At 65.2% G+C, this 24,111-nt stretch carries 22 protein-coding genes; 16 read left to right on the forward strand and 6 right to left on the reverse strand.

Annotated features, from left to right (window positions below; translation table 11 throughout):
- Window positions 1-94: 94 nt before the first annotated feature.
- Both ACW4E8_RS15115 and ACW4E8_RS15120 read right to left on the reverse strand, forming a co-directional pair.
- A complete protein-coding gene (locus ACW4E8_RS15115; RefSeq protein WP_456805226.1) occupies window positions 95-1,003 on the reverse strand; it encodes a DMT family transporter in 909 nt (302 codons plus the stop codon).
- Window positions 1,004-1,187: 184 nt separating this feature from the next.
- Complete coding sequence (locus ACW4E8_RS15120; protein WP_456805227.1) at window positions 1,188-2,507, reverse strand: MFS transporter; 1,320 nt, start codon at window positions 2,505-2,507, stop codon at window positions 1,188-1,190.
- A 177-nt stretch (window positions 2,508-2,684) separates the two neighbouring features.
- On the opposite strand from ACW4E8_RS15120, the gene cyoA reads away from it, so the two are divergent.
- The 9 genes from cyoA (at window position 2,685) to ACW4E8_RS15165 (ending at window position 12,693) form a co-directional block, all read left to right on the forward strand.
- Window positions 2,685-3,734 (forward strand): ubiquinol oxidase subunit II, encoded by a 1,050-nt coding sequence (gene cyoA, locus ACW4E8_RS15125; RefSeq protein ID WP_456805228.1) that lies wholly within the window; start codon window positions 2,685-2,687, stop codon window positions 3,732-3,734.
- Window positions 3,735-3,815: 81 nt separating this feature from the next.
- Entirely contained in the window at window positions 3,816-5,819 is a 2,004-nt protein-coding gene (gene cyoB / locus ACW4E8_RS15130; RefSeq protein WP_456805229.1) for a cytochrome o ubiquinol oxidase subunit I, read from the forward strand.
- Window positions 5,812-6,468 carry a cytochrome o ubiquinol oxidase subunit III gene (gene cyoC, locus ACW4E8_RS15135; protein WP_456805230.1) on the forward strand — a complete coding sequence of 219 codons (657 nt, stop codon included), beginning with the start codon at window positions 5,812-5,814 and terminating at the stop codon, window positions 6,466-6,468. Before cyoB ends, cyoC begins: the two co-directional genes overlap by 8 nt.
- The gene (gene cyoD / locus ACW4E8_RS15140; protein WP_456805231.1) at window positions 6,465-6,890 is read left to right on the forward strand and encodes a cytochrome o ubiquinol oxidase subunit IV; all 426 of its coding nucleotides are present in this window, start codon (window positions 6,465-6,467) and stop codon (window positions 6,888-6,890) included. The genes cyoC and cyoD overlap by 4 nt, the downstream gene beginning before the upstream one ends.
- A 59-nt stretch (window positions 6,891-6,949) precedes the next feature.
- A complete protein-coding gene (locus ACW4E8_RS15145; RefSeq protein WP_456805232.1) occupies window positions 6,950-7,936 on the forward strand; it encodes a hypothetical protein in 987 nt (328 codons plus the stop codon).
- 174 nt (window positions 7,937-8,110) lie between these two features.
- Window positions 8,111-9,103, forward strand: coding sequence for a Bug family tripartite tricarboxylate transporter substrate binding protein (locus ACW4E8_RS15150; RefSeq protein WP_456805233.1), 993 nt, complete (start codon window positions 8,111-8,113; stop codon window positions 9,101-9,103).
- 220 nt (window positions 9,104-9,323) lie between these two features.
- Window positions 9,324-10,304 (forward strand): quinone oxidoreductase family protein, encoded by a 981-nt coding sequence (locus tag ACW4E8_RS15155; protein WP_456805234.1) that lies wholly within the window; start codon window positions 9,324-9,326, stop codon window positions 10,302-10,304.
- 71 nt (window positions 10,305-10,375) lie between these two features.
- Window positions 10,376-11,437: a 3-keto-5-aminohexanoate cleavage protein gene (locus ACW4E8_RS15160; RefSeq protein WP_456805235.1), complete on the forward strand. Its 1,062-nt coding sequence runs from the start codon at window positions 10,376-10,378 to the stop codon at window positions 11,435-11,437.
- Between the two features lie 260 nt (window positions 11,438-11,697).
- Window positions 11,698-12,693, forward strand: coding sequence for a Bug family tripartite tricarboxylate transporter substrate binding protein (locus ACW4E8_RS15165; RefSeq protein WP_456805236.1), 996 nt, complete (start codon window positions 11,698-11,700; stop codon window positions 12,691-12,693).
- A gap of 43 nt (window positions 12,694-12,736) precedes the next feature.
- Here ACW4E8_RS15165 and ACW4E8_RS15170 read toward each other — a convergent pair whose 3' ends face one another.
- Both ACW4E8_RS15170 and ACW4E8_RS15175 read right to left on the reverse strand, forming a co-directional pair.
- Entirely contained in the window at window positions 12,737-12,934 is a 198-nt protein-coding gene (locus ACW4E8_RS15170) for an alpha/beta hydrolase (RefSeq protein ID WP_456805237.1), read from the reverse strand.
- Window positions 12,935-12,949: 15 nt separating this feature from the next.
- Window positions 12,950-13,861, reverse strand: coding sequence for a TauD/TfdA dioxygenase family protein (locus ACW4E8_RS15175; RefSeq protein ID WP_456805238.1), 912 nt, complete (start codon window positions 13,859-13,861; stop codon window positions 12,950-12,952).
- A 127-nt stretch (window positions 13,862-13,988) separates the two neighbouring features.
- On the opposite strand from ACW4E8_RS15175, the gene ACW4E8_RS15180 reads away from it, so the two are divergent.
- Together ACW4E8_RS15180 and ACW4E8_RS15185 are read left to right on the forward strand one after the other, a co-directional pair.
- Window positions 13,989-15,014 carry an AraC family transcriptional regulator gene (locus ACW4E8_RS15180; protein ID WP_456805297.1) on the forward strand — a complete coding sequence of 342 codons (1,026 nt, stop codon included), beginning with the start codon at window positions 13,989-13,991 and terminating at the stop codon, window positions 15,012-15,014.
- 140 nt (window positions 15,015-15,154) lie between these two features.
- Window positions 15,155-15,967 carry a GntR family transcriptional regulator gene (locus tag ACW4E8_RS15185; protein ID WP_456805239.1) on the forward strand — a complete coding sequence of 271 codons (813 nt, stop codon included), beginning with the start codon at window positions 15,155-15,157 and terminating at the stop codon, window positions 15,965-15,967.
- Between the two features lie 37 nt (window positions 15,968-16,004).
- Here ACW4E8_RS15185 and ACW4E8_RS15190 read toward each other — a convergent pair whose 3' ends face one another.
- The gene (locus ACW4E8_RS15190; RefSeq protein WP_456805240.1) at window positions 16,005-16,286 is read right to left on the reverse strand and encodes a hypothetical protein; all 282 of its coding nucleotides are present in this window, start codon (window positions 16,284-16,286) and stop codon (window positions 16,005-16,007) included.
- Between the two features lie 189 nt (window positions 16,287-16,475).
- Window positions 16,476-18,920: a TonB-dependent receptor gene (locus ACW4E8_RS15195; protein ID WP_456805241.1), complete on the reverse strand. Its 2,445-nt coding sequence runs from the start codon at window positions 18,918-18,920 to the stop codon at window positions 16,476-16,478.
- A gap of 374 nt (window positions 18,921-19,294) precedes the next feature.
- On the opposite strand from ACW4E8_RS15195, the gene ACW4E8_RS15200 reads away from it, so the two are divergent.
- The 5 genes from ACW4E8_RS15200 to ACW4E8_RS15220 are packed head-to-tail and all read left to right on the forward strand — an operon-like array spanning window position 19,295 to window position 24,109.
- Window positions 19,295-20,290: a tripartite tricarboxylate transporter substrate binding protein gene (locus ACW4E8_RS15200; RefSeq protein ID WP_456805242.1), complete on the forward strand. Its 996-nt coding sequence runs from the start codon at window positions 19,295-19,297 to the stop codon at window positions 20,288-20,290.
- The gene (locus ACW4E8_RS15205; protein ID WP_456805243.1) at window positions 20,290-21,066 is read left to right on the forward strand and encodes an ABC transporter ATP-binding protein; all 777 of its coding nucleotides are present in this window, start codon (window positions 20,290-20,292) and stop codon (window positions 21,064-21,066) included. Before ACW4E8_RS15200 ends, ACW4E8_RS15205 begins: the two co-directional genes overlap by 1 nt.
- Entirely contained in the window at window positions 21,063-22,091 is a 1,029-nt protein-coding gene (locus ACW4E8_RS15210) for a PQQ-dependent catabolism-associated beta-propeller protein (RefSeq protein ID WP_456805244.1), read from the forward strand. The genes ACW4E8_RS15205 and ACW4E8_RS15210 overlap by 4 nt, the downstream gene beginning before the upstream one ends.
- Window positions 22,084-23,289: an ABC transporter substrate-binding protein gene (locus ACW4E8_RS15215; protein WP_456805245.1), complete on the forward strand. Its 1,206-nt coding sequence runs from the start codon at window positions 22,084-22,086 to the stop codon at window positions 23,287-23,289. Before ACW4E8_RS15210 ends, ACW4E8_RS15215 begins: the two co-directional genes overlap by 8 nt.
- A 7-nt stretch (window positions 23,290-23,296) precedes the next feature.
- Window positions 23,297-24,109 carry an ABC transporter permease gene (locus tag ACW4E8_RS15220; protein ID WP_456805246.1) on the forward strand — a complete coding sequence of 271 codons (813 nt, stop codon included), beginning with the start codon at window positions 23,297-23,299 and terminating at the stop codon, window positions 24,107-24,109.
- Window positions 24,110-24,111 lie beyond the last annotated feature (2 nt).

Here is a 24,111-nt window from a genome sequence, read left to right on the forward strand (position 1 = left end):
TCATTTTTCCGTGGTGCCTGGCATGGCGAACGATTGCGTGTAGCCCGTTCGGCTTGACCTATTGCATACCGGGACGGTGCGCCGGCCGGCTCCCTCAACGCCGCTGCGCCAGCCAGATCCCCGCCGCGATCGCGGCCAGCCCCACTGCGTGGTACCAGCGGGGCCAGTCGCCCAGCAGCAGCGTGGACAGCAGGGCGGCGAATACCGGCGTCAGGGTGATAAAGAACACCGGCAACTGAGCGCCCGCGCGGGCGATAGCGCGGTCCCAGGCAAAGTAGGCAAGCAGCGAAGGAATGGTCGCCACATAGAGCAGGATGGCCGCGACCTTGCCGTTCCATTGCAGGGGCTGGTCCAGCGTCATCAGCTCCCATGCCGTCACGGGCGCGCTTGCCAGTACGCCGGTGACGATCTGCGCGAACAGCAGCACGGGCAGGGGCATGGCGGGGCGCTGTTTGCGCAGCAGCCAGGTATAACCGCTCCAGGCGATGGTGGCGGCCAGCATGAACAGGTCGCCAGCGACCAGGTCCAGCTGGGCGAGCCGGCCCAGCTCGCCGCGTACCAGGACGAAGGTCACGCCGACCATGCACAGCAGCGCCCCGGCGACATGCCATGGCTTCACCCGTTCGCCAAAACAGATAGCGCCGATCACGATCAGAAACAGCGGCGTGGATGCGCCGATCAGCGTCACGTTGATCGGTGTCGAGGTGGTCAGCGCCAGGTACTGCAGGGCGTTATAGCTGGCGATCGAAAGCACGCCCAGGGCGGTGATTACGCCGGCGTGCCGGCGCAGTGCCGCGCGGTGCTCGATCACGCCGCGCCAGGCAAAGGGTGCCAGCAGCAGTCCGGCCAGCACCCAGCGCACAGAGTTCAGGGTGATGGGTGGCACCGTGCCGGCGGCCAGGCGGCCGACGATGGCATTGCCGGCCCAGCTCAGTGGCGGGAAGGTAAGCAGGAACAGCGTTGTCCAGTCGATGCGTCCAGTGGTGTTGCTGCTTGCGTGCATGGGGGAACGGGCGCTTTTTTGATAGCGCATTATCCGCTATGAACGGCAATGGGGCGCCATGCGCCACGGGTCATGCAGCCGGGCAGAGGCCAGGAAGCAAGGAAGGGCAGGGAGAAATCGGGCGGCGAGTCAGCCCGCCCGTCGCAGGGGATTCGTCATGGCCTTGCGCAGGCCATGACCGAAGTCATACGTCAGGCGTCCCGAGCGCCCGGCTGATGCGCAAGGCCGCCAGGGTGCCGATCACGCCAGACAGCAGGTAGAGGCTGACCGCCGCCAGGCCGAACAGCGAAGACAGGCCCAGCGCCACCAGCGGCGCAAAGGCGGCGCCGAACAGCCAGCCGAAGTCCGTGGTCAGGGCGGCCCCGGTGTAGCGGAAACGGCGTTCGAAGTTTGACGTCACCACCCCCGCAGCCTGCCCGTACGACAGGCCCAGCAGGCCGAAGCCGACCAGGATGAAGATGTCCTGGCCGGTGGCGCCGCCACCGAGCAGCCACGGCGTTGCCAGGCTGAAGATGCCGATCAGCACGGCCATTGCCGAAAGCGTGGTGCGCCGGCCGATGCGGTCCGCGATCCAGCCGGATAGCAGCGTGCCGATAAACGCGATGAAGCCGCCCACGATCTGCACGGCCAGCACGTCAGAGATGTCCTGCGTGCGGTGCAGGATCACCCAGGAGAGCGGGAACACCGTGACAAGGTGGAACAGCGCATAGCTGGCCAGCGCAGCAAAGGCCCCCAGGAAGATGTTGAAGCCTTGCGCGTTCACCATCTGCAAGGTGCTGATCGGCTCCAGCTCGTCTTCTTCGAGCAGCTGCGTGTACTCATGAGTCACCACCAGGCGCAGCCGTGCAAACAGCGCCACGACGTTGATGGCGAAGGCCACATAGAACGGATAGCGCCAGCCCCACTCGATGAACTCAGGCGGGGTCAGGCTGGCATGCAGGAACAGGTACAGCGAACTGGCGATGATAAAGCCGGTGGGCGCGCCGAGCTGGCCCACCATCGCATACCAGCCGCGCTTGTTCTCCGGCGTGTTGAGCGCCAGCAGCGACGGCAGCCCGTCCCACGACCCGCCGAACGCAATGCCCTGCAGGAAGCGGAACAGCGCCAGCAGGTAGATCGACGCGGCACCGATCGACGCGTACGACGGCAGGAACGCAATCCCCACCGTGGCCGTGCCGAGCAGGAACAGTGACGCCGTCAGCTTGATGCCCCGGCCCCAACGCCGCTGGATGCGCATGAACAGCGCGGTGCCGAATGGTCGCCCGATGAACGCAAACGAGAAGATCGTGAAACTGTAGAGCAGCCCGGCCAGCTCGCTCGCAAACGGAAAGTAGACCGCCGGAAAGACAAGCACGGAGGCGATGCCGTACACGAAGAAGTCGAAGTATTCCGAGGCCCGTCCGATCACCACCCCGGTGGCGATTTCGGCGGGTGCCACCTGGTGGTGGCCGGGCCCCGGAGGTGCAGTCGGCGATGCTCGATGCTGGTGGGTGAGGCTGGCCATCGTCAAGTCTCCTTCTGGCAGGAGTGCTTCGATACTGCACATGGAGCCGACCTCATGCGGATGAAATTGGCTCTTAAGTCTCGCACTCACAAGAATAGCGCCTAAACTGCCATAGAAAAACGAAAGGTGAGTTCACCGGCAGTTTGCCGATATTCCTCAGACGCCACTTCCGAGACTATGGGCCGCTTCGACGCTGTAGTGCCGCTAAGACGTGTGCAGGGAAGACTACTGCTACGGTGTGCCGCCGCAGTCATGCTGGCGTGCCTGGCCGGTTGTAACGCAGTGCTGCTCGCGCCATCCGGAGACATGGCCGAGCGCCAGCGCGACCTGATCATCATCGCCACCTGCCTGATGTTGCTGATCATCGTTCCGGTGATCATCCTCACGCTGCTGTTTGCGTGGCGCTATCGGGAAAGCGCAACAGACGCGCCCTACAACCCCGACTGGGACCATTCCACGGTGCTTGAGTTGGCGATCTGGGCCGCGCCGCTGCTGATCATCATCGCGCTGGGCGCCGTGACCTGGGTCAGCACCCATCAACTCGATCCGTACCGGCCGCTGACGCGGATCGACGCAGGCCGGCCGGTGCCGGCGGACGTGAAGCCGCTGACGGTGGAGGTGGTGGCGATGGACTGGAAGTGGCTGTTCCTGTATCCCGAGCAGGGCATCGCCACCGTCAATGAGCTGGCTGCACCGGTCGACCGTCCCATCGCTTTCCGCATCACCGCCACCTCGGTGATGAACGCATTCTTCGTCCCGTCGCTGGCCGGCATGGTCTACGCCATGCCCGGCATGGAAACCAAGCTGCATGCCGTGATCAACAAGTCCGGCGTGTATGAAGGCTTCTCCGCCAACTACAGCGGTGCGGGCTTCTCGCACATGCGTTTCAAGTTCCACGGGCTGTCGAACGAGGACTTCGAGCGCTGGATCCAGCAGGTCAAGTCATCGGGCCAGGGCCTGTCCACGGACACGTACCTCAAGCTCGCGCAGCCCAGCGAGCGCGAGGCGGTGCAACGCTATGCCAGCGTGGCGCCAGGCCTCTACGACCTGATCCTGAACCGTTGCGTGGGTGGCGGGCGGTGCATGGCAGACACCATGGCGCTTGACCGCAGCCGCGGAAAATTCGACCCGTCCGGCGCGATCTGCACGGCGCGCAACACCCCGGCCACAGCGCCCGTGTTCGCGTCGGAGTTCGCGCGCAATGACGGCCGGGTGCTGCTGCAGTAAGGCGCGGATTCAGAGCTTCCCTTGCGGTACTGGCCAGCCCCATCGGCCATGGTTGGTTAATTCAGGCCCCAGGTGACAAACATGCCCGAGCGCTCGGAACTCGCCAATTTGATCTTCGGCCGTCTTTCGTGGGAGGCCGTCCCGCTGCATGAACCCATCCTGCTCGGCACCTTCATCGTGGTGGTGCTCGGCGGGGGCGCATTGGTCGCGGCGCTCACCTATTACCGCCTCTGGGGCTACCTGTGGCGCGAATGGTTCACCAGCATCGACCACAAGAAGATCGGCATCATGTATGTGATCCTGGGCATCGTGATGCTGCTGCGGGGCTTTGCCGACGCGGCCATGATGCGCATCCAGCAGGCCGTCGCGTTCGGCGACAACCTTGGCTACCTGCCGCCGCACCACTACGACCAGATCTTTACCGCGCACGGCGTGATCATGATCTTCTTCGTGGCCATGCCGCTGGTCACAGGGTTGATGAACTTTGTCATGCCGCTGCAGATCGGCGCCCGCGACGTGGCCTTCCCGTTCCTGAACAACTTCAGCTTCTGGATGACCACGGGCGGTGCCATCCTGGTCATGATGTCGCTGTTCGTGGGCGAGTTCGCGCGCACCGGCTGGCTGGCCTATCCGCCGTTGTCCGGCATCATCCACAGCCCTGACGTCGGCGTTGACTACTACATCTGGGCGCTGCAGGTAGCCGGGGTAGGGACCTTGCTATCCGGGATCAACCTGCTTGTGACCATCGTCAAGATGCGGGCGCCCGGCATGACGCTGATGCGCATGCCGATCTTCACCTGGACCGCGCTGTGCACCAACGTGCTGATCATCGCCGCGTTCCCGGTGCTGACCGCAGCGCTGGCGCTGCTTGCCCTGGACCGCTACGCCGGCACCAACTTCTTCACCGCAGAGCAGGGCGGCAGCGCCATGATGTACGTGAACCTGATCTGGATATGGGGCCATCCGGAGGTGTACATCCTTGTGCTTCCCGTGTTCGGGGTGTTCTCGGAAGTGGTTGCCACGTTCTGCCGCAAGCGCCTGTTCGGGTACGCGTCGATGGTCTACGCCACGGTGGTGATCACCGTGCTGTCGTACCTGGTCTGGTTGCACCATTTCTTCACGATGGGATCGGGCGCCAGCGTCAATTCGTTCTTCGGCATCACCACCATGATCATATCGATCCCGACCGGTGCCAAGATCTTCAACTGGCTGTTCACGATGTACCACGGCAAGATCCGCTTCGAGCCCCCGATGCTCTGGACCATCGGCTTCATGGTCACGTTCGTGATCGGCGGCATGACCGGCGTGCTGCTGGCGGTGCCGCCCGCTGACTTCTCCTTGCACAACAGCCTGTTCCTGATCGCGCATTTCCACAACGTGATCATCGGCGGCGTGCTGTTCGGCCTGATGGCGGGCATTACCTACTGGTTCCCGAAGGCATTTGGCTATCGCCTGGTCTCGTCCTGGGGCAAGGCATCGTTCTGGTTCTGGCTGGTCGGCTTCTACTTTGCGTTCATGCCGCTGTACTGGCTGGGGCTGCATGGCGTGACCCGGCGCATGAGCTATTTCGAGGACGCAACGTTCCAGGTCTGGTTCCAGCTGGCTGCGTTCGGCGCCTTGCTGATCGCCATCGGCATTGCCTGCTTCCTGGTCCAGCTGGTGGTCAGCTTCATCCACCGCGAGGAGCTTCGGGACCTGACCGGCGATCCGTGGAACGGCCGCACGCTCGAATGGTCGACATCATCCCCGCCGCCGCAGTACAACTTTGCCTTTACGCCCGTGGTGCACGACACCGACGCCTGGTGGCACATGAAGCAGAATGGCTACGCGCGGCCGCAGCAGGGCTTTATTCCGATCCACATGCCGAAGAACACCGCGGCCGGCATCGTGCTCGCGGGATTCTCCACGCTCTGCGGCTTCGCGTTGATCTGGCACATCTGGTGGCTGGCGGCGGCATCGTTCGCGGCGACGATCATCGGTGCGATCATCCATACGTTCAACTACAAGCGCGACTATTACCTCCCGGCCGATCTGGTGGTCCAGACCGAAGCGGTGCGCACACAACGGATGGCAGGCCATGGCTGACACGACCTTTCCCAACCATGTGAGCGGCACCGGCGCCGCGGACGCGGCCCCGCCGGGGGGCTACCAGTTCTACCTGCCCGAAGACCACCACCCGCAGAACGGGACGCTGCTCGGGTTCTGGCTTTACCTGATGAGCGACTGCCTGGTATTCGCGTGCCTGTTCGCCGCGTATGGCGTGCTGGGCCGGGAGTATGCGGGGGGACCGAGCGGGGCAGAGCTGTTCGAGCTGCCGCTGGTGGCACTGAACACCTCGTTCCTGCTGCTGTCGTCGATCACCTACGGCTTTGCCATGCTGCAGGTGCAGCAGAACCGCATCGCCGGCACCCAGATCTGGCTGGCCATCACGGGGGTCTTCGGCGCGGGGTTCCTGGCGGTCGAGCTTTATGAGTTCGCGCACCTGATCCATGAGGGCGCAGGGCCGCAGCGCAGTGCGTTCCTGACCTCGTTCTTCGCGCTCGTCGGCACCCACGGGCTGCACGTGACGTGCGGCATCATCTGGCTGATCGTACTGATGACCCAGGTGGCGCAGCACGGGCTGATCACGGCCAACAAGCGCAGGCTGATGTGCCTGTCGATGTTCTGGCACTTTCTCGACGTCGTCTGGATCGGCGTCTTTACCTTCGTCTACCTGATGGGGGCGTTGCCATGAGCGCGCACGACGAAACGCTGGACAGCCACGGACACAGCCATGGACATGACGAGGAAGTGGGGCCGCACGCCACGCTGGGCGGCTATCTGACGGGCTTCGTGCTGTCCGTCTTCCTGACCGCCATCCCGTTCTGGCTGGTGATGGGAAAGGTGTTCGACAAGTCGTCCACCACCGCCATCGTCATCCTGCTGATCGGCGCCGTGCAGATCGTGGTGCACATGATCTACTTCCTGCACATGAACGCCAGGTCGGAGGGCGGCTGGAACATGCTGTCGCTGATGTTCACACTGGTGCTGGTGGTGATCGCGCTGACGGGTTCGCTATGGGTGATGTTCCACCTGAACAGCAACATGATGCCGACCATGCAGCATGAGCGCACCACAGACACCGGCACGGCGATCGTGCCGCCCAGGACCAAGTAGGCACAGGCCCGCGGAGGCGGGAATGGGTTCCCGCCTCGTTCCCGTTCACGGAGCCTGGCATGCGCGCAACGCGTCTTGTCGCGACCCTGTGCCTGGCGCTGCTTTCCGTGCCGGCTTGCGCGCAGCGGCTGGCCGTGGAGGTTAAGAACTTAAGCACGCCAGGCCCATGTGCGGAAGAAGACAATGTCTCGTTCGCCCTGTCCGCCGCCGCGGTTGGCAAGTTCCGGATCCAGGCATTGCATCCCCCCTACGTCAACGCCATCCGCACTGACAGCTCTGCGCCTGATTTCTCCGGGTGCAACTTCGGCAAGGCGCCTCACCCGACTGATCCCCGCCATGTTTTCGTGCCGCGCACGGTCACCCTTTATGACGACAGGAACATTGCCATTGTCGGCATCACGTTCGCCAGCTTCTGGCGGCCACATCGGGTGCCGGTCACGGTAGCGGGCAGGGCCGATGCCGGATTTCACCTGATCCAGGTGTTCCGCAAATCTGGCCGGACGCGTATGGAGGTCCTGGTGCTCTATCCCGCCGATGGCTACTGGCGGGCGAAACCGTTGCCGGCCCGCCATCTGGGTGTCAATGCCTATGGCTCTTCGTTCCTGCTGGGGCCGATAGAGCAGGAAGGGCGCCCGGTGGTCAACATCGCGCGGATAGAAATCGAGCCGCGGCCCTTGGCTTTCAGGCTGCATTTCACGGGCGGAGGCGAGGCAACGGTCACGATCACTGAAATCAGCGATATACGTACTGCGCTCGATGTCCGGTTCCTGCCGGCCTATGACGCCAAGCGCCCGTTCGCGATGCTGCGCTCCATGTACGTTGCCGACGACAATGCAGACGCGAGCGAGGTCACCTGGACGACCGGGCCGGCTGGTGTGGCCAGCAGGAAGCCGGTGATGGCCGTCACTTCAATGCAGGCAACCGCGGTGCGATTCGGCCGTACGGTCCGGTCGCGTCACAACACCAGCGCCCCCGACTTGATGTTCGACGCCTTCGAAGCGCCTGCGACGGAGGGCGCGGCGCCAACGGGCAAGAGGCCGGACTGAATCGATTCCGGCAACCTCACGACGAGCCAAATATATTCATGTCGACAATAAAAATAACGACTGCTATGATTGGGCGCACGATAGCCTGAGCCGTTAGAAATCGCTTGTCGCACAGTGGTGGGGCTGGCAGCACTTTTCAGGCTGGGAAATTGTCGAAAGAACATGGGGACGACGATGTCATCACTGAAAGAGCTGCTCGCAATCACATTGTGCGCCGGGGCAATCATTGCCCTGGGCGCACCAGGGCCGGCGCAGGCACAGGAAGCCTGGCCCGCGCGCCCGATTCAAATGATCGTTCCGTCGTCTCCCGGGTCGGGAACCGACGCGCTGGCGCGGGTCATGGCGCAACGCCTTTCCGAATCGCTGAAGCAGGCTGTGGTTGTCGAGAACCGGCCGGGCGGCAGCGGGGTGATCGGGACCAACGCCGTCCTCAAGGCGGCGCCGGACGGCTACACGATTCTCTACACAACGGCATCCAACATGGTGGTTGCGCCGGCCGTCATGAAGTCCGTTTCCCAGGAGGCAAGAAAGAGCCTCGTGCCGATCGCGCAGACAGCGGCGGGTGGGGTGTTGCTGCTGGTGAGCCCGGATCTGCCGGTGCACGACTTGCCAGGACTCATCGAGCTGGTGAAGGCGAATCCGGACAAGTACAGCTATGGCAGCTGGGCCACCGGCTCGTCCGCGCACTTGACGATGGAATGGCTGAAGAAGCAGACCGGCATGAAGACCGAACACGTCGCATATCGGACATCCAGTCAACTGCTCACCGAGCTTTCCTCGGGGGTGCTGAAGATCGGCTGGACCGATCCCAGCGTGGCGGTTCCGTTCCTGCGTTCCGGGAAGGTGCGTGGCATTGCCATTGTCGGCAACGTGCGCTCGCCACAGCTTGCCAACGTCAAGACGATGAGTGAACAGGGCTACAAGTTCAATACGGTGGGATGGTTCGGCATGTTCGCGCCGGCCGGAACCAATCCGGCGATCGTGAAGCGGCTGGCCGATGAGGCCAACAAGGTGCAGGCATTGCCGGAGATCGCGGCCCTGATGAAGAAACTGAACTTCGAGCCACCTCCGGTAAAGTCGTCTGCGCAGTTGGGCGAGATCGTCCGGAACGATCTGCAAGTCTGGACGAAGATCGCCAACGACGCAGGGATCAAGGTCGACGAATAGGAGCTGGCGCACCTGCACCAGCGGATCTTTGTCATAAGAAGGAAAGTTCAAGGCGTGCAAGGTAAAGCGGAACGTTGCGCCTTGCCAGATGATTCAATCGTCGCGAAAGACACTCAGACATCAACCGATCAACTGCGTCACCAAACCGGTTTGTCCTTTGGCGAGCTCAAGCGGCAAGCCGCAGGTGAACGGTCATATTTGATAGAGAACAGGAGACGATATGGCGAAAGTCGTTAAGTTTTACGAAACAGGCGGACCCGAGGTCCTTCGTTTTGAGGACGGCAGCGTTGGTGAGCCCGGACCGGGGGAGGTCCGCGTCCGCCACGTGGCGGTAGGCCTGAACTTTGCCGATACCTACTTCCGCAGCGGTACTTACAAGGTTCCGCTGCCCAGCGGCATCGGCAACGAGGCCGCTGGCGTGATCGAGGCCGTCGGTGCCGGCGTTACCCATCTGGCGGTCGGCGACCGTGTGACCTATACGGGATTTACCAACACGCTGGGCGCCTACAGCACGGAGCGGCTGATCTCTGCCGATCCGCTGATCAAGCTGCCGGATGCAATCAGTTGCGAAGTCGCGGCGGCCATGACCATGCGGGGCTTGTCAGCGGCCTACCTGATGCGCCGGATCTACCCCTTCAAGGCGGGCGACTCCATCCTGCTGCATGCCGCGGCAGGTGGTGTTGGCCTGATTGTTTCGCAGTGGGCCAAATTGTTGGGGCTGACGGTGATTGGCACAGTTTCCACCGATGCCAAGGCCGAAGTGGCGCGCGCCCACGGCTGTGACCACACGATCAACTACAGCCATGAGGACGTGGCCAAGCGCGTGCGGGAACTGACGGACGGCGTGGGCGTGAACGTGGTCTTCGACAGCGTGGGCAAGGACACCTTCATGTCCTCGCTGGACTCCCTCAAGCGCCGCGGCCTGCTGGTGTGCGTGGGTTTCGCCTCCGGCCCGGTCACCGGGTTCGATCCGGCAATTCTGGCCCGCAAAGGCTCGGCATTCCTGACGCGCCCGGGCCTGGCCGACTATATCGCCGATCCTGCCGAGAAGGCGGAACTGGTCGGCGAGCTGTTCGGCCACGTGGCGGCTGGCCGCATCCGCATCGGGATCAATCAGCGCTATGCCCTGGAGGATGCAGCGCAGGCACACCGGGACCTGGAGTCTCGAAAGACCACCGGCTCGTCCATTTTCGTGATTTGACAGCACGAAGCAGCTCTCTCATCCAATTCGACATTCTCAAGATTCGCATCTCAACCTGGAGATCCATCAACATGAACTTCCTTGACGGCCACCTGTATCCCGAGAACCAGCAGCCTCTGATCATCACCGCCGCTCCCTATGCGCCAGGCTGGATCCCGTCAGACTTCCCGGAAGATATCCCTGTCACCATGGCGGATCAGATCCAGAAGGCGGTGGATTGCTACGAAGCCGGTGCGAGAGTGCTGCATCTGCACGTGCGCGAAGAGGACGGCAAGGGCAGCAAGCGCCTGTCCAAGTTCAATGAGCTGATCGCCGGCGTGCGCAAGGCCTGTCCAGAAATGGTCATCCAGGTGGGAGGCTCTATCAGCTTCGCGCCTGAAGAGGGCCAAGGCGCCAAATGGCTTAGCGATGACACGCGGCATATGCTGGCCGAACTCGATCCGAAGCCCGACCAGGTGACGGTGACCGTCAACACCTCGCAGATGAATGTGACGGAGCATGCTGGTGTGGATGATTTCAAGGGAGTGTCGCGAGGGTTCCCGCACCTCTACGAAACCTACAAGGACATGGTCGTGCCCTCGAATCCCAGCTGGTTCGAGGAGCACGTTCGACGTCTGACAGCTGCCGGAATTCAGAGTGAGTTTCAGTGCTACAACATCAACAGCTTTGAAACGATTGAGCGGATGATTCGCCGCGGCGTCTACAAGGGCCCGCTGGTAATGAACTGGGTGGCTATCAGCGGCGGCATGGATCAGGCGAACATCTACAACCTGGCAAACATTCTGCGAGCTGTGCCGGACGGAGCCGTGGTAACGGTGGAGAGTTCGGTGCTGAATGTGCTTCCCATCAACATGATCGGCATGGCTTTGGGCCTGCATGTGCGGTGTGGCATCGAGGACGTACTCTGGAACCAGACCCGCACGGGAAAGATGAGCACCGTCGAGCAGATCAAGCAACTGGTGCGTATCGCCGGCGAATTTGGTCGCCCCATCGCGACGGCGCAGCAGACCCGAGAAATCTTGCAGCTTGGGGTCTTCTACGACACGGTGGAAGAGACGCTTCAGAAGAATGGCTTCGCACCCAATCGTAACGGTGGTCACCAGGGCTTCCTGCGCAAGGTCGAATGCATGTAAAGAGCCCTTGGGGGAACTGACAGCCGGGCATCCTGGACCCACCATATGATTGCCGAAGGCGGGACCCGCGACGGTATGCGTCCCGTTCTTTCGCCTTGCTGCCGTGGACCCTCAGGACCTCAATTGCCGTGTGGCCGATACTGCGAGCAGGGTTTTCGCTCTGTTTGCGCGAATCGACAACAACTTGTCGTGATCGGTCAAGCCGGTTGACGCGGGGCGATCCGAGAATGGAGAAAAGATGGCAATCAAAAGGTACAGACATGAGGAAGCGGTCCAATAACTTATGGTGGCGCGGATACGCCTTGGCGATCGGGGTTGGTGTCGTCGGTGGGATGCCCGTGGCTCAGGCCCAGGAGGATTGGCCAAGCAAGCCGATCCGCCTGGTGGTGGGGGGGCCTGCCGGCGGCAGCGCCGACGCCTTGGCGCGGCTGCTGGCGGAAGGCCTGCAGAAGAAATGGAGCAAGCCGGTTATCGTGGAGAACAAGCCTGGTGCCGCCGGCGCGCTGGCGATCAGCGATTTGCAGTCCACCGGCAAGGATGGTCATACCCTTCTGGTCATCCAGGGCGGCGTCGTGAGCGAAGCTCCGTTGGCCTACAAGGTCCATTACAAGCCCTTTGCCGACCTGAAGCCCCTGGCCCAGGTCAGCCGCACGGGGTTGGTGTTGGTTGCCAACAAGGATGTGCCTGTCTCTAACCTGAAGCAGTTGGTGGACTACGGCAAATCGCAGAAGGACGGCCTGGTTTTCGCTTCTTACGCTGCGGGATTGAGGGGCCACACCTCGGGCATACTGCTCGGGCAACTCACTCAGGTGCAAATGCGGCATGTCGGCTACAAAGGCTCTCCCCCGGCATTGAATGACCTGATGGGTGGCCATGTGCCGCTGATGTTCGATGGGGTGACTACCTCATTGCCGCTGATCAAAGCGGGGAAGATCAGAGCGATTGCCGTGGCCTATCCGACCCGGATTGCCGGATTGGCGGATGTGCCTACGTTCAAGGAGCTCGGTTACCCGCAGTTGGCGCAAGCAGGCTGGTTCGCCGTGTGGTCGCGCCCGGATGTCGCTCCGGCAGTCCAGCAAAAAATCCGCGAGGCGACGCTGGCGTATTTCAAGCAACCCGCAGTGCAGAACCGCATCAAGGATATGGGCATGGAGCAGGGGGATGCCGTCACCTCGGAAGAGATGATGGCGGACCTGAAGCAGGCATACCAGCAACAGGCCGCGCTGCTGAAGTCCATTAACTACCAGCCAGAGTAATACGGCAGTCACCTGTTCCGGCAGATCCGTTAGTGAAGCCCGTTCACGAGAGTTCGCGATGGGCGACCATCATTGCGCCTGCGCTATGCGCCACGATGATCACCGGCCCCTCGATGGTGGCGAGGGCGCGATCGATCGCTTCGACGCGGGCAGCGCACCTCAGCTTGTCTTGCTCAAGTGGGGCGACGCTGACTACGCGAGGCAGCTTCGCCGCCAGCAGGGTCTGCCAGTGTTCCGGCACATGTCACGCAGTCTTTCAGTAAGTCGCGTCACCGATGATGGCGGTGCGCTCCATCTTCCGGTGGCACGGGGGGTAGTCCATTACTGCGTAGTGCTGGGTAGAGCGGTTGTCCCAGAATGCAACGCTGTTTTTCTTCCAGCGAAAACGCACCTGGTATTCGGGGATGGTGGCCTGGCTGACCAGGTAGTTCAGCAAATTGCTGGCACCCGGCGCCTTGTCCAGCCCGAAGCGTACGTTGTCCGGCACGTTGTAATTGGTGAAGTGCGTCGTAAAGCTTCCATTGACGAACAGGATCTTCTCTCCGGTTTCAGGATGGGTGCGCACAACCGGGTGCTCGGCATCCGGGTACTGAGCCTTCAGTGCAAGACGCTTTTCGATCGGCATGGCGGCGCCGAAGCTCGCCTCGATGCTGTGGCGCGCGCGCAATGCGGCGATCTTCGTCTTGATCTCCTCGGGCAACTGGTTATAGGCCTCGACCATGTTGACCCACATCGTGTCGCCGCCCACGGGCGGGCACTCGATACAGCGCAGCACGCAGCCTAGCGGTGGCTTTTCGCGCCAGGTGGCATCGGTATGCCAGGAATTCTCGTTGCGTTCGGGAGGGCTGTCCGGGGTTTTGTAGATCTGGACCAGTCCCGGGTAATCGGGATGGCTGCCCACCACTGGATGGTCCTCCAGCTCGCCGAAGCGGCGTGCAAAAGCCACGTGCTGCGCGCGCGTGATGTCCTGGTCGCGGAAGAACAGCACGCGATGCTTGAGGAGCAGGGCGCGGATTTCTGCCATCAGCTGGTCGTCTTCGGCAGCCGCACCGAGGTTGACGTTGCTGAGCTCCGCACCGATCGTGCAAGTGACTTGCTCGACCTGGATCGAATTGCCCAGAGAGGTTGCGCGGACCACTGCGGGTGCCGCTTTGAGGTGCTGAATCATGAACGCTGTCTCCTATTGCCGATTAGGCCGATCGATCCTTGCGAGTCTGGATGTGACGGGTTTCTCCCGCTTGACAGTACATGACTGGGATTTATCATTCCATGTCAATGTTCTACTCCACCCTCCAATGTCGTCACTTGTCCGCGCTGCGGCCCTCACCAACTACAGAGAGGTCGCTCGAACCGCCGGACTGGACCCGGTGCGGATGCTCCTTGACGCGGGGTTAAGTCCGAGCGTGCTGGACGAGCCGGACCTCATGATTCCGGTGGAGCGGGTCGGACGACTGCTGCAGGCGTCAGCAACCCTGTCTGGCAACGAGAGTTTCGGACTGTGCATGGCCGAGTCGCGGCTGTTGTCGAATCTTGGGGCCGTAGGCTTGCTGATCCGCGACCAGGCGACGCTGCGCGACTCGCTTCGCATGCTGATGCGCTATCAGGCGTTGCTCAACGGTGCGCTGTCGCTGGCGGTAGAGGAGTGCGGCGAACTGGTCATTATTCGCGAGGCGGTCGTCGCTGGCAGTGCACATCAGCCCACGCGCCAAAGGGTTGAACTGGCGCTGGGGGTAATGGTGCGGCTGATTCGCCAGCTTCTCAAGCCCGACTGGGAGCCGCGGCGCGTATGCTTCGAGCACCCGGCCCCGCGCGACCTTAGTACGCACCATCGGTTTTTTGGCCCTTGCGTCGAGTTCGACTATGACTTCAACTGCATCGTCTGCGCGAAGGCCGATCTCGATGCACGCAACCCGTCTGCCGATCCGGCCATGGCGCGCTACGCGCAGCAGCTGATAGACGCGTCTGTCATGTCGCAGCAGGCGACAATGTTTGAGGACGTGCGGCGCATTGTCCTGCTGCTGTTGCCCAGCGGACGTTGCAGCATCGAGCAAGTGGCGGAGCACCTGGGCGTGGTGTGCCGCACGGTCCAGCGCCGGCTGGCGGAAGAGGGTCAAAGCTTCTCGTCGATCGTTAACGACATCCGCACGGAACTCGCCGCGCGTCATGTCATCGAGAGCGATCGTCCGTTGACCGAGGTGGCGACGCTACTCGGTTTTTCCGCGCCGAGCGGATTCTCGCGCTGGTATCACGCGCAATTTGGCTGCAGCCCCAAGGAGAGCCGGGCCACACGCGGCACAGTGCGCCGAAAGACGACTGCTTAGCCTGCACCGACGGCAATGCCACACTCGGCCATCCGCCCGATACGCCACGTAAGGTAAGATCTTGGACGCTGCGAGCGGTGCAGCGCCGATCGAGGGCAGCACCCGACCGGTTCCCCAATAATCGGAAGGATTTACCCCTCATGGGCAGACTCAAGACTACCAACACGCCAGAACTGCAGTCGCTGCTTGCGCCGCAAACACCGCAGAATCCGGTCACGCTGGCTGTCGAGCAGGCGCTTATGCATGGACGCGACTGGTCGGCATCCGTAGCTGACCAGATTGCGGTGCGGCTGGCGGGACTGATTACGATCGACGTGATCCACGCAGGCCAACGCCTGCTTGAGAAAGACATCAGCGATGTTTTGGAGGTCAGCCGCGCTCCTGTGCGCGAGGCCTTGCGCATCCTGGAGCGGGAGCGGTTGATCGAGTTCCGCGCTCGGCGCGGCGCCATTGTCACCGAGCCCAATGCCCAGGATCTGCGGGATATCTACGTCGTGCGGGACGCACTGTTTGCCATTCTGCTCAGGCAGCTGATGGAAGAGCGCGCGGACGCGCTTGATGCGTTATTCGAGCAATTCATGCCGCAGCTCAGCAAGGCCGTCGAGGACTCCGTGGACGCCTATATCAGCGTGACCTTCCTGGCGAACATGGCCATGGCAGACCTGTCGAGCAACCGGCTGGTCGGGGAGCTGCTGAACTCCATCTCGCTGCGGGTCCTGCGCTATGTGCGGCTGGGGCTCGCATCCCGTCCCGGGTCGCTGGAGAATTCCTTCAAGACCTGGCGTGCCCTGCAGCGCGCCGTAACCAGGCGGGACATCGATGCGGTCCTGGAGACCGCGCACAAGCGCATCGGAAATTCCCGCGAAGCCGCCATCCGCGCCCTGGCATCCGGCGTCCAGAAAGGCAAGGCCGGCCCTGCCGGCCACGACGCTGTGCCAGCCAAGGCTTTCTAAGTCCGCGCGGGCGGGACGGCCCGCTATGGCTCTTCAGTCAAGGGACCCGCGCCCGGCTGGCGAACGCATTCCATTCCCGGAAGACCGTGTCCAGGCAGGATGCCGAATCGCAACGGTCCCGCTTCTTGCGGAACGCGGCAATGTCGGCTTCAGTGATTGCCCGCGCCTTGAGCAGGCGCTGCTGGTCGGCGTAGATGCGCTGGTAGCCCATGGAAAACAGCGCGGATTCGCAGATCAGGCGTTGCGCCTGCGTGGCGCTGGCAGCGGTGGCCGACGGATCGCAGTCGATGTCGGTGGCATGCGCGGTGCTCAGGAACATGAGGCCTGCTGATGCCAGGGTGTGGAGGGCGATGCGGACAATGCGGGTCATGACGGGTTGTGGGGGGAGGGCTGACGCCAGACGCAAAGGCGCCGCGTCAGGCGAATAGTAGCGCGCCCCGGTAGCGGGCCGGCAGGTTCACTGCGTGCCGGCCCGCGTCGCATTGCTCAGCGGAACCTGCCTGGCTTGCTACATCCGGAACACCACCCCCAACCAGAAGCTCCGCGGCGCGCCCGGTGCCACGAACAGCGCGCTGGCGGCATCCCCCGGTGCCACATGCGGGCGCACCAGGCTGCCGCCGGGGAACACATCATTCGCGATCTGCCCATAGGTCTCGTAGCGCCGGTCAAAGACATTGGCCACGCGCGCATAGATCTCAAACTGCTTGTTCACCTTGTACGCCGCGCGCAGGTTGAGGGTGGCGTAGCCGGGCACATGCCAGTCGGCGGTCTTCGGCGGCGCGCCCGGTTGCGGGTCGCTGCGCAGGCCGTCTTCGTTGCCGCTGGAGACGGTGCTTGACACCGCCACCAGGTCGGCGCCAAGCGTCAGGCCGGCCAGTGCCTGCCAGTCGACGCCCAGCTTGAGCGTATGGCGGGGCAGGCCAGCCATGCGCATGCCGGGCCGGATGTCGATGGTGCGTTCGCCGGCGGCAAGCTGGCCGGCGGCCTGGTAGGTGGCCTGGAGATAGCTGTAGGCAAACCGCAGCGTGACGTCGCCCACGCGCTGGCGGGCGGTGAGGTCCAGACCCTGGTTGCGGGTGCGGTCGAAGTTGGCGAAATAGCCGAGCTGGGTGTTCGGCGCGCGCAGGAAGAGGATGTCGTCGTGATTGTCGACGCGGTAGAGCGACGCGGTGACTTCGGTGTCCTTGCCGCGGTGCCAGCGCACGCCTGCTTCATAGGAGTGTGAGACCACCTGCTTCAGGTAGGGGTCGGCCTGCAGGCCGGCCGGCAGGCGGCAGGGCCGCGTCGGGTCGGCGCAGCCAAGTTCGAGGACGGTCGGCACACGGTTGTTCTGGGCGTAGCCCCCGAACACGGTGACGCCGCCGCCCAGCTTCTGCGAGAGCCCCAGCGCCGGGTTAAGGCGGCGGTAGGTAAAGCTCTCGCGCGGCTGTTCGCTGCCGTCGCTGTTGCGCAGGGTGTTGCTTACCGCGACGTGGTTCCACCTGGCCGAGGCCGTCAGGAAGGTGCTGGGGGTCAGCGACCAGGTGTCGGACAGGTACAGGCCGAGCATGCGCGAGCTGCCGCCGACGCCGGAGAACAGGGCGTTGGGGGCGTCCGGGTCGGCCACGGCGCCGCGGTCGTCGGTGAAGGTGCCGGGCTGGGCGTACTGCGAGTAGGTCAGGCGGCTGCGGTCCAGGGTCAGGCCGGCGTTGAGCAGGTGGCGGTCGGTCTCCCTGGCCATGCTCAGCGCCATGCCGACGGTCTGCTGCCACATATGGGTGGTGTTGATCACGGCGGGATGCAGCGCGGCGCCTTCGGCCCGGGTCATGCCGCAGGCGTCGCCGCGCGGGCTGCCGTCGGGCGCAAAGCCGTCCTCGCAGTCTTCGGCATAGGCCTCGTAGCCGGGGTTGACATCGCCATTGGTGGTGTCGCGGCGGCTGGTGCGCACGTAGGCCAGCGCGGCGGCGCTGGTCTTGTCGTCGAACCAGTGGCGGCCGTTGACGGCGACCTGGGTCAACTGGTTGCGGGTCTGGTCGGGGTAGGTGTAGATCGCATGGCGGTTGGCCTGGTAGAGGTCGGGCACGGTGCCGTTGCCGCTGGCGTGGAAGCTCGGCACCAAACCATTGCCGGTCAGCGTGCTGCGGCCGTGCAGCACGGAGACGTCCCAGCTGTCAGTGTCGCCCGCATAGCCAGCCTTGGCGAAGACGTTGCCAAGCCGGCCGCTCGACTGGTCGCGCCAGCCGTGCTCCTGGAACAGGGTGCCGGCCGCGAATGCGTGCCAGCCGCTGTCGCTGCGCATGCCGCCGGACAGGTCGGCGCGCTTGCGGGCGCCGCTGCCGTAGGACAGGTCGGCCGTGAAGCCGGGCGAGTCCAGCCCGGAACGGGTGGTCATGGCCAGCGCGCCGCCCAGGGTATTGAGGCCGTAGGCCGGGTTGGCGCTGGACACCAGCGACACGCTCGCCAGCGCGGCTTCCGGGATCATGTCCCAGCTGACCACGTCGCCGAAGGGCTCGTTGACGCGGATGCCGTCCAGGTAGACCGACAGGCCCTGCGGCACGCCCGGAATGGATGAGGCACGGAAGCCGCGGTAGGTGATGTCGGTCTGGAACGGGCTGCCCTGGATGTCGTTGGCGTTGACGCCGGCCAGGTTGCGGGACAAGTACTCGGCCAGGTTGCCGGCGCGCGACCGGTCCAGGTCGTCGCCGCGCACGGTCTGCACGGTATAGGGCACCAGGTCGCTGTCCACGCCGATGCCTGGCAGCGGCGCGGCGGCCACCACCAGGACTTCCGGCAGCATGGCGCTGTCCTGGTTTGGGACAGGGGTGTCCTGCTGCGCAACAGCGGGCCGCTGGGCCATCATCAGGGCGACCGCCACGGCAATCGCGGTGGCGGCGCCGCGGCTGGCCCTGCCGCGGCATGCCACGGTGTCGCGTTGCGCCTGCCCTGGCGATGCGGGGCGCGGGTTGGCTGGCATGTTCCGTCTCCTCCGGATAAGCGGTGCGATACCTGCATTGGGTAGCGCTTGCCCGGAGCTGAGCAGGTTTCATACCTTGGGCCTCGCAACGGGGGATCGGGATGCCGCTACGGCGCGTTCGCATGCGCCGCGGCGTGGTGGGACTGCGCCTGTCACAAAACAGGACAGCTGCGGACACCAGCAGCGGGCCGGTGCTCCACCATGAGACAGTCGTGCACGGCGCACCGCACAAGGCACGGCCTGGCCGCAGCGTCCGGCAGTGCGTCCGGCGCGGCCAGGCAACGCCTGGCATGGACCGCGGCCCCATGCTGCGCTGCACATGGTATCGGCCTTGCTCTGTTCACCTGCATCAACACTCTGCCTCGTGCCCAGCCATGTTCCGCCGCCTTGGTCGCTGCCTTGCCTGCCTGCTGTTGCCGTGCCTCGGCCTGGTCCATGCGGGCGCCGCGCTGGCCGAGGGCGCGCAGGGGTATCCGTCGCGGCCGATCACGCTGGTGGTGCCATGGCCAGCGGGCGGCGCCACCGATATCTCCATGCGCATCCTGGCGGAGCTGGCCGGGCGTGAGCTGGGGCAGCCAATCGTGGTGGAGAACCGGCCGGGCGCCGGCGGCACGCTGGTGGGCGGCTTGCTTGCCGCGGCGCGGCCGGACGGCTACACCATCGGCCAGCTGCCGCTGACGGTGTATCGCTTCCCGCATCAGCAGAAGACCGCCTGGCAGCCGCTGCGCGACATCCAGCCGGTGCTGATGATCTCGGGCTATACCTTCGGCATCGTGGTGCCCGCAGACAGCCCGTTGCGCTCGCTGCGCGACCTGGTCGCCTGGGGCCGCGCGCATCCGGGCGAGCTGACCGTGGGTTCCACCGGCATCGGCACCACCGCCCATCTGGCGATGGAGGACGTGCTCGGGCGCAGCGGCGTGCGCTATATCCACGTGCCGTATCACGGCACCGCTGACCAGATGCTGGCGGTGGCCAACGGTCCGCTGATGGTGGGGGTCAATTCCACCGGCTTCGCGCCCTTCGTGGAGACCGGCAAGCTGCGCCTGCTGGCCGTGTTCAGCGCGCAGCGCTCACCGCGCTGGCCTGAGGTGCCGACGGTAAGCGAGCTGGGCTTTGCCGATGCGGTCCATAACTCGCCCTACGGCATCGGCGTGCCGCGCGGCACCGATCCGGCAATCGTCGGCCGCCTGCATGACGCGTTCCGCGCCGCGATGCAGCAGCCGCGCCACCTTGCGGAACTGGCCCGGTACGACCAGGAGCTGACTTACCTGAATACCGCGCAATACGATGCCTTCCTGCGCCATGCGTGGGAGACCGAGCGGACCTTTGCCGAGCGCGTGGGCACCGCGCGGCCCAGGGGGCAGCTGTGATGGCCATGCAAGCGCCGCTGGCGCTGTGCTGCGACGCCGTGCGCAAGGCGTTCGGCAGCCGCGTGGCCCTGGACGGGGTCTCGCTCAGCGTGCGGCGCGGCGAGTTCGTGGCACTGCTCGGGCCCAACGGGGCGGGCAAGACCACGCTGTTCCAGATCCTCAGCGGCCTCTTCGTGGCCGATGCGGGGCAGGTCACGGTCATGGGCAGCGACATGCGGCGCGATCCGGTGCGCGCGCTGGCACGGCTGGGCATCGTGTTCCAGCAGCCGGCCATCGACCTGGACCTGCCGGTGCTGGCCAACCTGCGCTTTCACGCGGACCTGCACGGGCTGCCGCGCGGCGTGGCGGCGCAGCGCATCGCCCGGCTGCTCGATGACTTCGGGCTGGCGGCGCGTGCGCGCGCACCGGTGCGCGAGCTTTCGGGCGGCAACCGGCGCAAGGTGGAACTGGCGCGCGCGCTGCTGCATGAACCGGCCATGCTGCTGCTGGACGAGCCGACGGTGGGGCTGGACCCGGCCTCGCGCGCGCAGCTGGTGGCCGATGCCCGAAGGCTGACGGCGCGGGCGCAGGCCGGCGTGCTGTGGGCCACCCACCTGGTGCAGGAGGTGGAGCACGCCGACCGCGTGATCGTGCTGGACCGCGGCACCGTGCGTTTCGACGGCACCCCGGCCGCACTGCGCGGCGCCGCGGCGTGCGACACCCTGGAGGGCGCCTTCCTGGCCATGACGCCGCCGGCCCCTGTCACTGACCCCGCTGCGAGGCGCGTACCCGCATGAACAAGATGCCATCCCCCGTCTGGTTTGCCGGCGCCTTGCTGCTGGTCACGACGCTGCTGGTTGCCGCCGGCCTGGCCGAAGGCGCGCAGGGTGGGGCCGCGCCCCCCGTCGGCCCGGGTACCAACCAGGTCTTTGTCTCGAGCGAGAAGGACGATGCCCTCGCCGTCTTCGATGCCCGCAGCCGACAGCTGGTCGCGGTATGGCGGCAGTGCAAGCGGCCGCGCCACCTGCAGCTGTCGCCCGACCGAACGCGCCTGTACGTGGCCTGCAGCGACGACAACCGCGTGGATGTGGTCGATGTGGCCAGCCGCAAGACCCTGGCATCGCTGCCGGTGGGGGACGATCCGGAGTTGTTCGATCTCAGCCAGGACGGCCGCACGCTCTATGTCTCGAATGAAGAGGACGGGCTGCTGTCGGCCTACGACACGGCGTCGGGCAAGCGCGTGTTCGCGGTCAGGGTGGGCGAGGAGCCGGAGGGCGTCAAGGTCAGCGCCGACGGCAGGCATGTGTACGTGACCTCGGAGGTGGCCAACCTGGTCCATGTCATCGACGTGGCCTCGCGCAAGGTGATCCGCAATATCCAGGTCGGCAACCGGCCGCGGCGGCTGCTGCTGGTGCGCGACGGCAAGGAGCTGTGGGTGTCCAACGAACTGTCGGCCAGCGTCAGCGTGATCCGTACCGATACCTTCGAGGTGGCCCAGACCATCGCCTTTGCGCCCCGGGGCTTTCGCGCCGAGGACGTGACCCCGGTGGGCATGGCGGCCAGCGGCGACGGCACGCGCGCCTATATCGGGCTGGGCCGCGCCAACCATGTCGCGGTGGTCGAGGTGGCGTCGCGCCGGGTGCAGGACTATGTGCTGGTCGGCCGCCGTGCATGGGGGCTGGCGCTGAGCCGCGACAACGCGCGGCTTTATGTCGCCAACGGCCTGTCCGACGATGTCAGCGTGGTGGACACCGCCAGCCGCAAGGCCGTGGCCACGCTCAAGGCGGGCCGCGTGCCGCATTCGGTGGCGATCGATGACTGAGCGCTCGCGTGCGTGGTGGCAGTGGTGGCGTGCCGGGTTGGGCGCCATGGCGCTGGCGTGGCTGCCTGCCGCGGTGCACGCTGCCGAGGTGCGCGTGGCGGTCGTGTCGCAGGCCGACGACGCGCGCTATGCGCCCCGGCGCCTGGCGCAGCGCTATCCCGGCCAGCCGCAGGGCCGTGCGCTCGACGGCGCCCAGGTGGCGGTCGCGGAAGCGCGCGTGGCGCTCGAGGCCGCGGGCCAGTCGCTCAGGCTGGAAGCACAGGAAGCCCGCACTGAAGCCGAGGTGGCCCCGCTGGTCGCGGCGCTGGCGCGGCAGGGCACGCGCTATATCCTACTGGACCTGCCGTCGGCGTCGGTGAGGGCGGCCACGGGTGCGGTCAAGCCGGGCGAGGCCTTGTTGTTCAACGTGTCGGCCGATGACGACGAGTTGCGCGGCGCCGGCTGCGCGCCGGTGCTGCTGCACACGCTGCCCAGCCTGCGCATGCGCGCGGATGCGCTGATGCAGTACCTGGTGCTGCGCAAATGGCGCCGCGCCCTGCTGCTGAGCGGCCCGTCCGCGGGCGATGTGGCGCAGCGCGACGCGCTGGTGACGTCGGCGCGGCGCTTTGGCATTGCCTGGTCGGCGCAGCGCGCCTTCAGGCTGTCCAACGACCCGCGTGAGCGCGACCAGGCCAACCTCAGCCTGCTGACCGGCGGCGTGGACTATGACGTGGTGGTGGTGGCCGATGCCGACGGCGAGTTCGCCCGCGGCGTGCCCTACGCCACGCTGCTGCCGCGCCCGGTGGTGGGCGCCAGCGGGCTGGGCGCGCAGGCGTGGCACTGGGCCTGGGAGCGCAATGGCGGGCCGCAGCTCAACCGGCGCTTCATGCGAGCGGCGGGCCGTCCGATGACCGGCTACGACTGGGCTGCCTGGGTGGCGGTCAAGGCCATCGCCGAGAGCGTGGCGCGCCTGCCCAGGGCCGGGTTTGCCGGACAGGCGCAAGCGCTTGCCGCCGGGCAGGTGGTGGTGGACGGCTTCAAGGGGCCGCCGCTGTCGTTCCGCCGCTGGGACCGCCAGCTGCGCCAGCCGGTGTTGCTGGCCCACCCTGACGGCGTGGTCGGCATGGCCCCGGTAGAAGGCGTGCTGCATCCGAAGAACAACCTCGACACCCTGGGCGCCGATGAAGCCGACACGGCGTGCCGGGCCCCATCCGCGTAGCGCACCCATGGCCTCCATCCTGATCCATCGCTGGCGCGCGCTGCGCGCAGTTTGCGGGCGCGAGCTGCGCAAGTACTTGCGCCAGCCCGGGCGCCTGCTGTCGTCGCTGGTGCGCCCGCTGCTGTGGCTGCTGGTGTTTGCCGCGGGCTTCCAGAACGCGCTGGGCGTCGCCATTGCGCCGCCCTATGACACCTATATCGAATACAAGGTCTATGTGGCGCCCGGACTGCTGGGCATGATCGCGCTGTTCAACGGCATGCAGTCGTCGCTGGCCATGGTGTACGACCGCGAGATGGGCGTGATGCGGCTGCTGCTGACCGCGCCGCTGCCGCGGGGCTGGCTGCTGGCTTGCAAGCTGGCAGCGGGCACGGTGCTGTCGCTGCTGCAGATGGCCGCGTTCCTGCTGGTGGCGATGGCCTTCGGCATCCGCTTCGAGTCCCTGCACCTGCTGGCGGCGACGGGCGCCATGGCGCTGGCCGCGCTGATGCTGGGCGCGCTGGGCCTGCTGCTGTCGGTCCATGTGCGCCAGCTCGAGAACTTTGCCGGCACCATGAACTTCGTGATCTTCCCGATGTTCTTCATCAGCTCGGCGCTGTATCCGCTGTGGAAGCTGCAGGAGTCGGGCGCGGAGGTGGTGTACCAGCTGGCCCGCATCAATCCCTTCACCCACGCGGTCGAGGCGATCCGCTTTGCGCTGTATGGGCAGGTGGCGCCGCTGAGCCTGGCGGTGGTGGCGGGCAGCGCGGTGGTGTTTTTCGCGCTGGCGCTGCAGGGCTACGATCCGCAGCGCGGCATGGCGCGCCGGGGGCAGCAGGCATGAGG

This window comes from Cupriavidus sp. CP313 (assembly GCF_054072015.1).

What these genes read in the sequence shown, in the direction of transcription:
- ACW4E8_RS15115 (WP_456805226.1), bottom strand. Translation starts at nt 1,003, where the DNA reads ATGCACGCAAGCAGCAACACCACTGGACGCATCGACTGGACAACGCTG.
- ACW4E8_RS15120 (WP_456805227.1), bottom strand. Translation starts at nt 2,507, where the DNA reads ATGGCCAGCCTCACCCACCAGCATCGAGCATCGCCGACTGCACCTCCG.
- cyoA (WP_456805228.1), top strand. Translation starts at nt 2,685, where the DNA reads ATGGGCCGCTTCGACGCTGTAGTGCCGCTAAGACGTGTGCAGGGAAGA.
- cyoB (WP_456805229.1), top strand. Translation starts at nt 3,816, where the DNA reads ATGCCCGAGCGCTCGGAACTCGCCAATTTGATCTTCGGCCGTCTTTCG.
- cyoC (WP_456805230.1), top strand. Translation starts at nt 5,812, where the DNA reads ATGGCTGACACGACCTTTCCCAACCATGTGAGCGGCACCGGCGCCGCG.
- cyoD (WP_456805231.1), top strand. Translation starts at nt 6,465, where the DNA reads ATGAGCGCGCACGACGAAACGCTGGACAGCCACGGACACAGCCATGGA.
- ACW4E8_RS15145 (WP_456805232.1), top strand. Translation starts at nt 6,950, where the DNA reads ATGCGCGCAACGCGTCTTGTCGCGACCCTGTGCCTGGCGCTGCTTTCC.
- ACW4E8_RS15150 (WP_456805233.1), top strand. Translation starts at nt 8,111, where the DNA reads ATGTCATCACTGAAAGAGCTGCTCGCAATCACATTGTGCGCCGGGGCA.
- ACW4E8_RS15155 (WP_456805234.1), top strand. Translation starts at nt 9,324, where the DNA reads ATGGCGAAAGTCGTTAAGTTTTACGAAACAGGCGGACCCGAGGTCCTT.
- ACW4E8_RS15160 (WP_456805235.1), top strand. Translation starts at nt 10,376, where the DNA reads ATGAACTTCCTTGACGGCCACCTGTATCCCGAGAACCAGCAGCCTCTG.
- ACW4E8_RS15165 (WP_456805236.1), top strand. Translation starts at nt 11,698, where the DNA reads ATGAGGAAGCGGTCCAATAACTTATGGTGGCGCGGATACGCCTTGGCG.
- ACW4E8_RS15175 (WP_456805238.1), bottom strand. Translation starts at nt 13,861, where the DNA reads ATGATTCAGCACCTCAAAGCGGCACCCGCAGTGGTCCGCGCAACCTCT.
- ACW4E8_RS15180 (WP_456805297.1), top strand. Translation starts at nt 13,989, where the DNA reads ATGTCGTCACTTGTCCGCGCTGCGGCCCTCACCAACTACAGAGAGGTC.
- ACW4E8_RS15185 (WP_456805239.1), top strand. Translation starts at nt 15,155, where the DNA reads ATGGGCAGACTCAAGACTACCAACACGCCAGAACTGCAGTCGCTGCTT.
- ACW4E8_RS15190 (WP_456805240.1), bottom strand. Translation starts at nt 16,286, where the DNA reads ATGTTCCTGAGCACCGCGCATGCCACCGACATCGACTGCGATCCGTCG.
- ACW4E8_RS15195 (WP_456805241.1), bottom strand. Translation starts at nt 18,920, where the DNA reads ATGCCAGCCAACCCGCGCCCCGCATCGCCAGGGCAGGCGCAACGCGAC.
- ACW4E8_RS15200 (WP_456805242.1), top strand. Translation starts at nt 19,295, where the DNA reads ATGTTCCGCCGCCTTGGTCGCTGCCTTGCCTGCCTGCTGTTGCCGTGC.
- ACW4E8_RS15205 (WP_456805243.1), top strand. Translation starts at nt 20,290, where the DNA reads ATGGCCATGCAAGCGCCGCTGGCGCTGTGCTGCGACGCCGTGCGCAAG.
- ACW4E8_RS15210 (WP_456805244.1), top strand. Translation starts at nt 21,063, where the DNA reads ATGAACAAGATGCCATCCCCCGTCTGGTTTGCCGGCGCCTTGCTGCTG.
- ACW4E8_RS15215 (WP_456805245.1), top strand. Translation starts at nt 22,084, where the DNA reads ATGACTGAGCGCTCGCGTGCGTGGTGGCAGTGGTGGCGTGCCGGGTTG.
- ACW4E8_RS15220 (WP_456805246.1), top strand. Translation starts at nt 23,297, where the DNA reads ATGGCCTCCATCCTGATCCATCGCTGGCGCGCGCTGCGCGCAGTTTGC.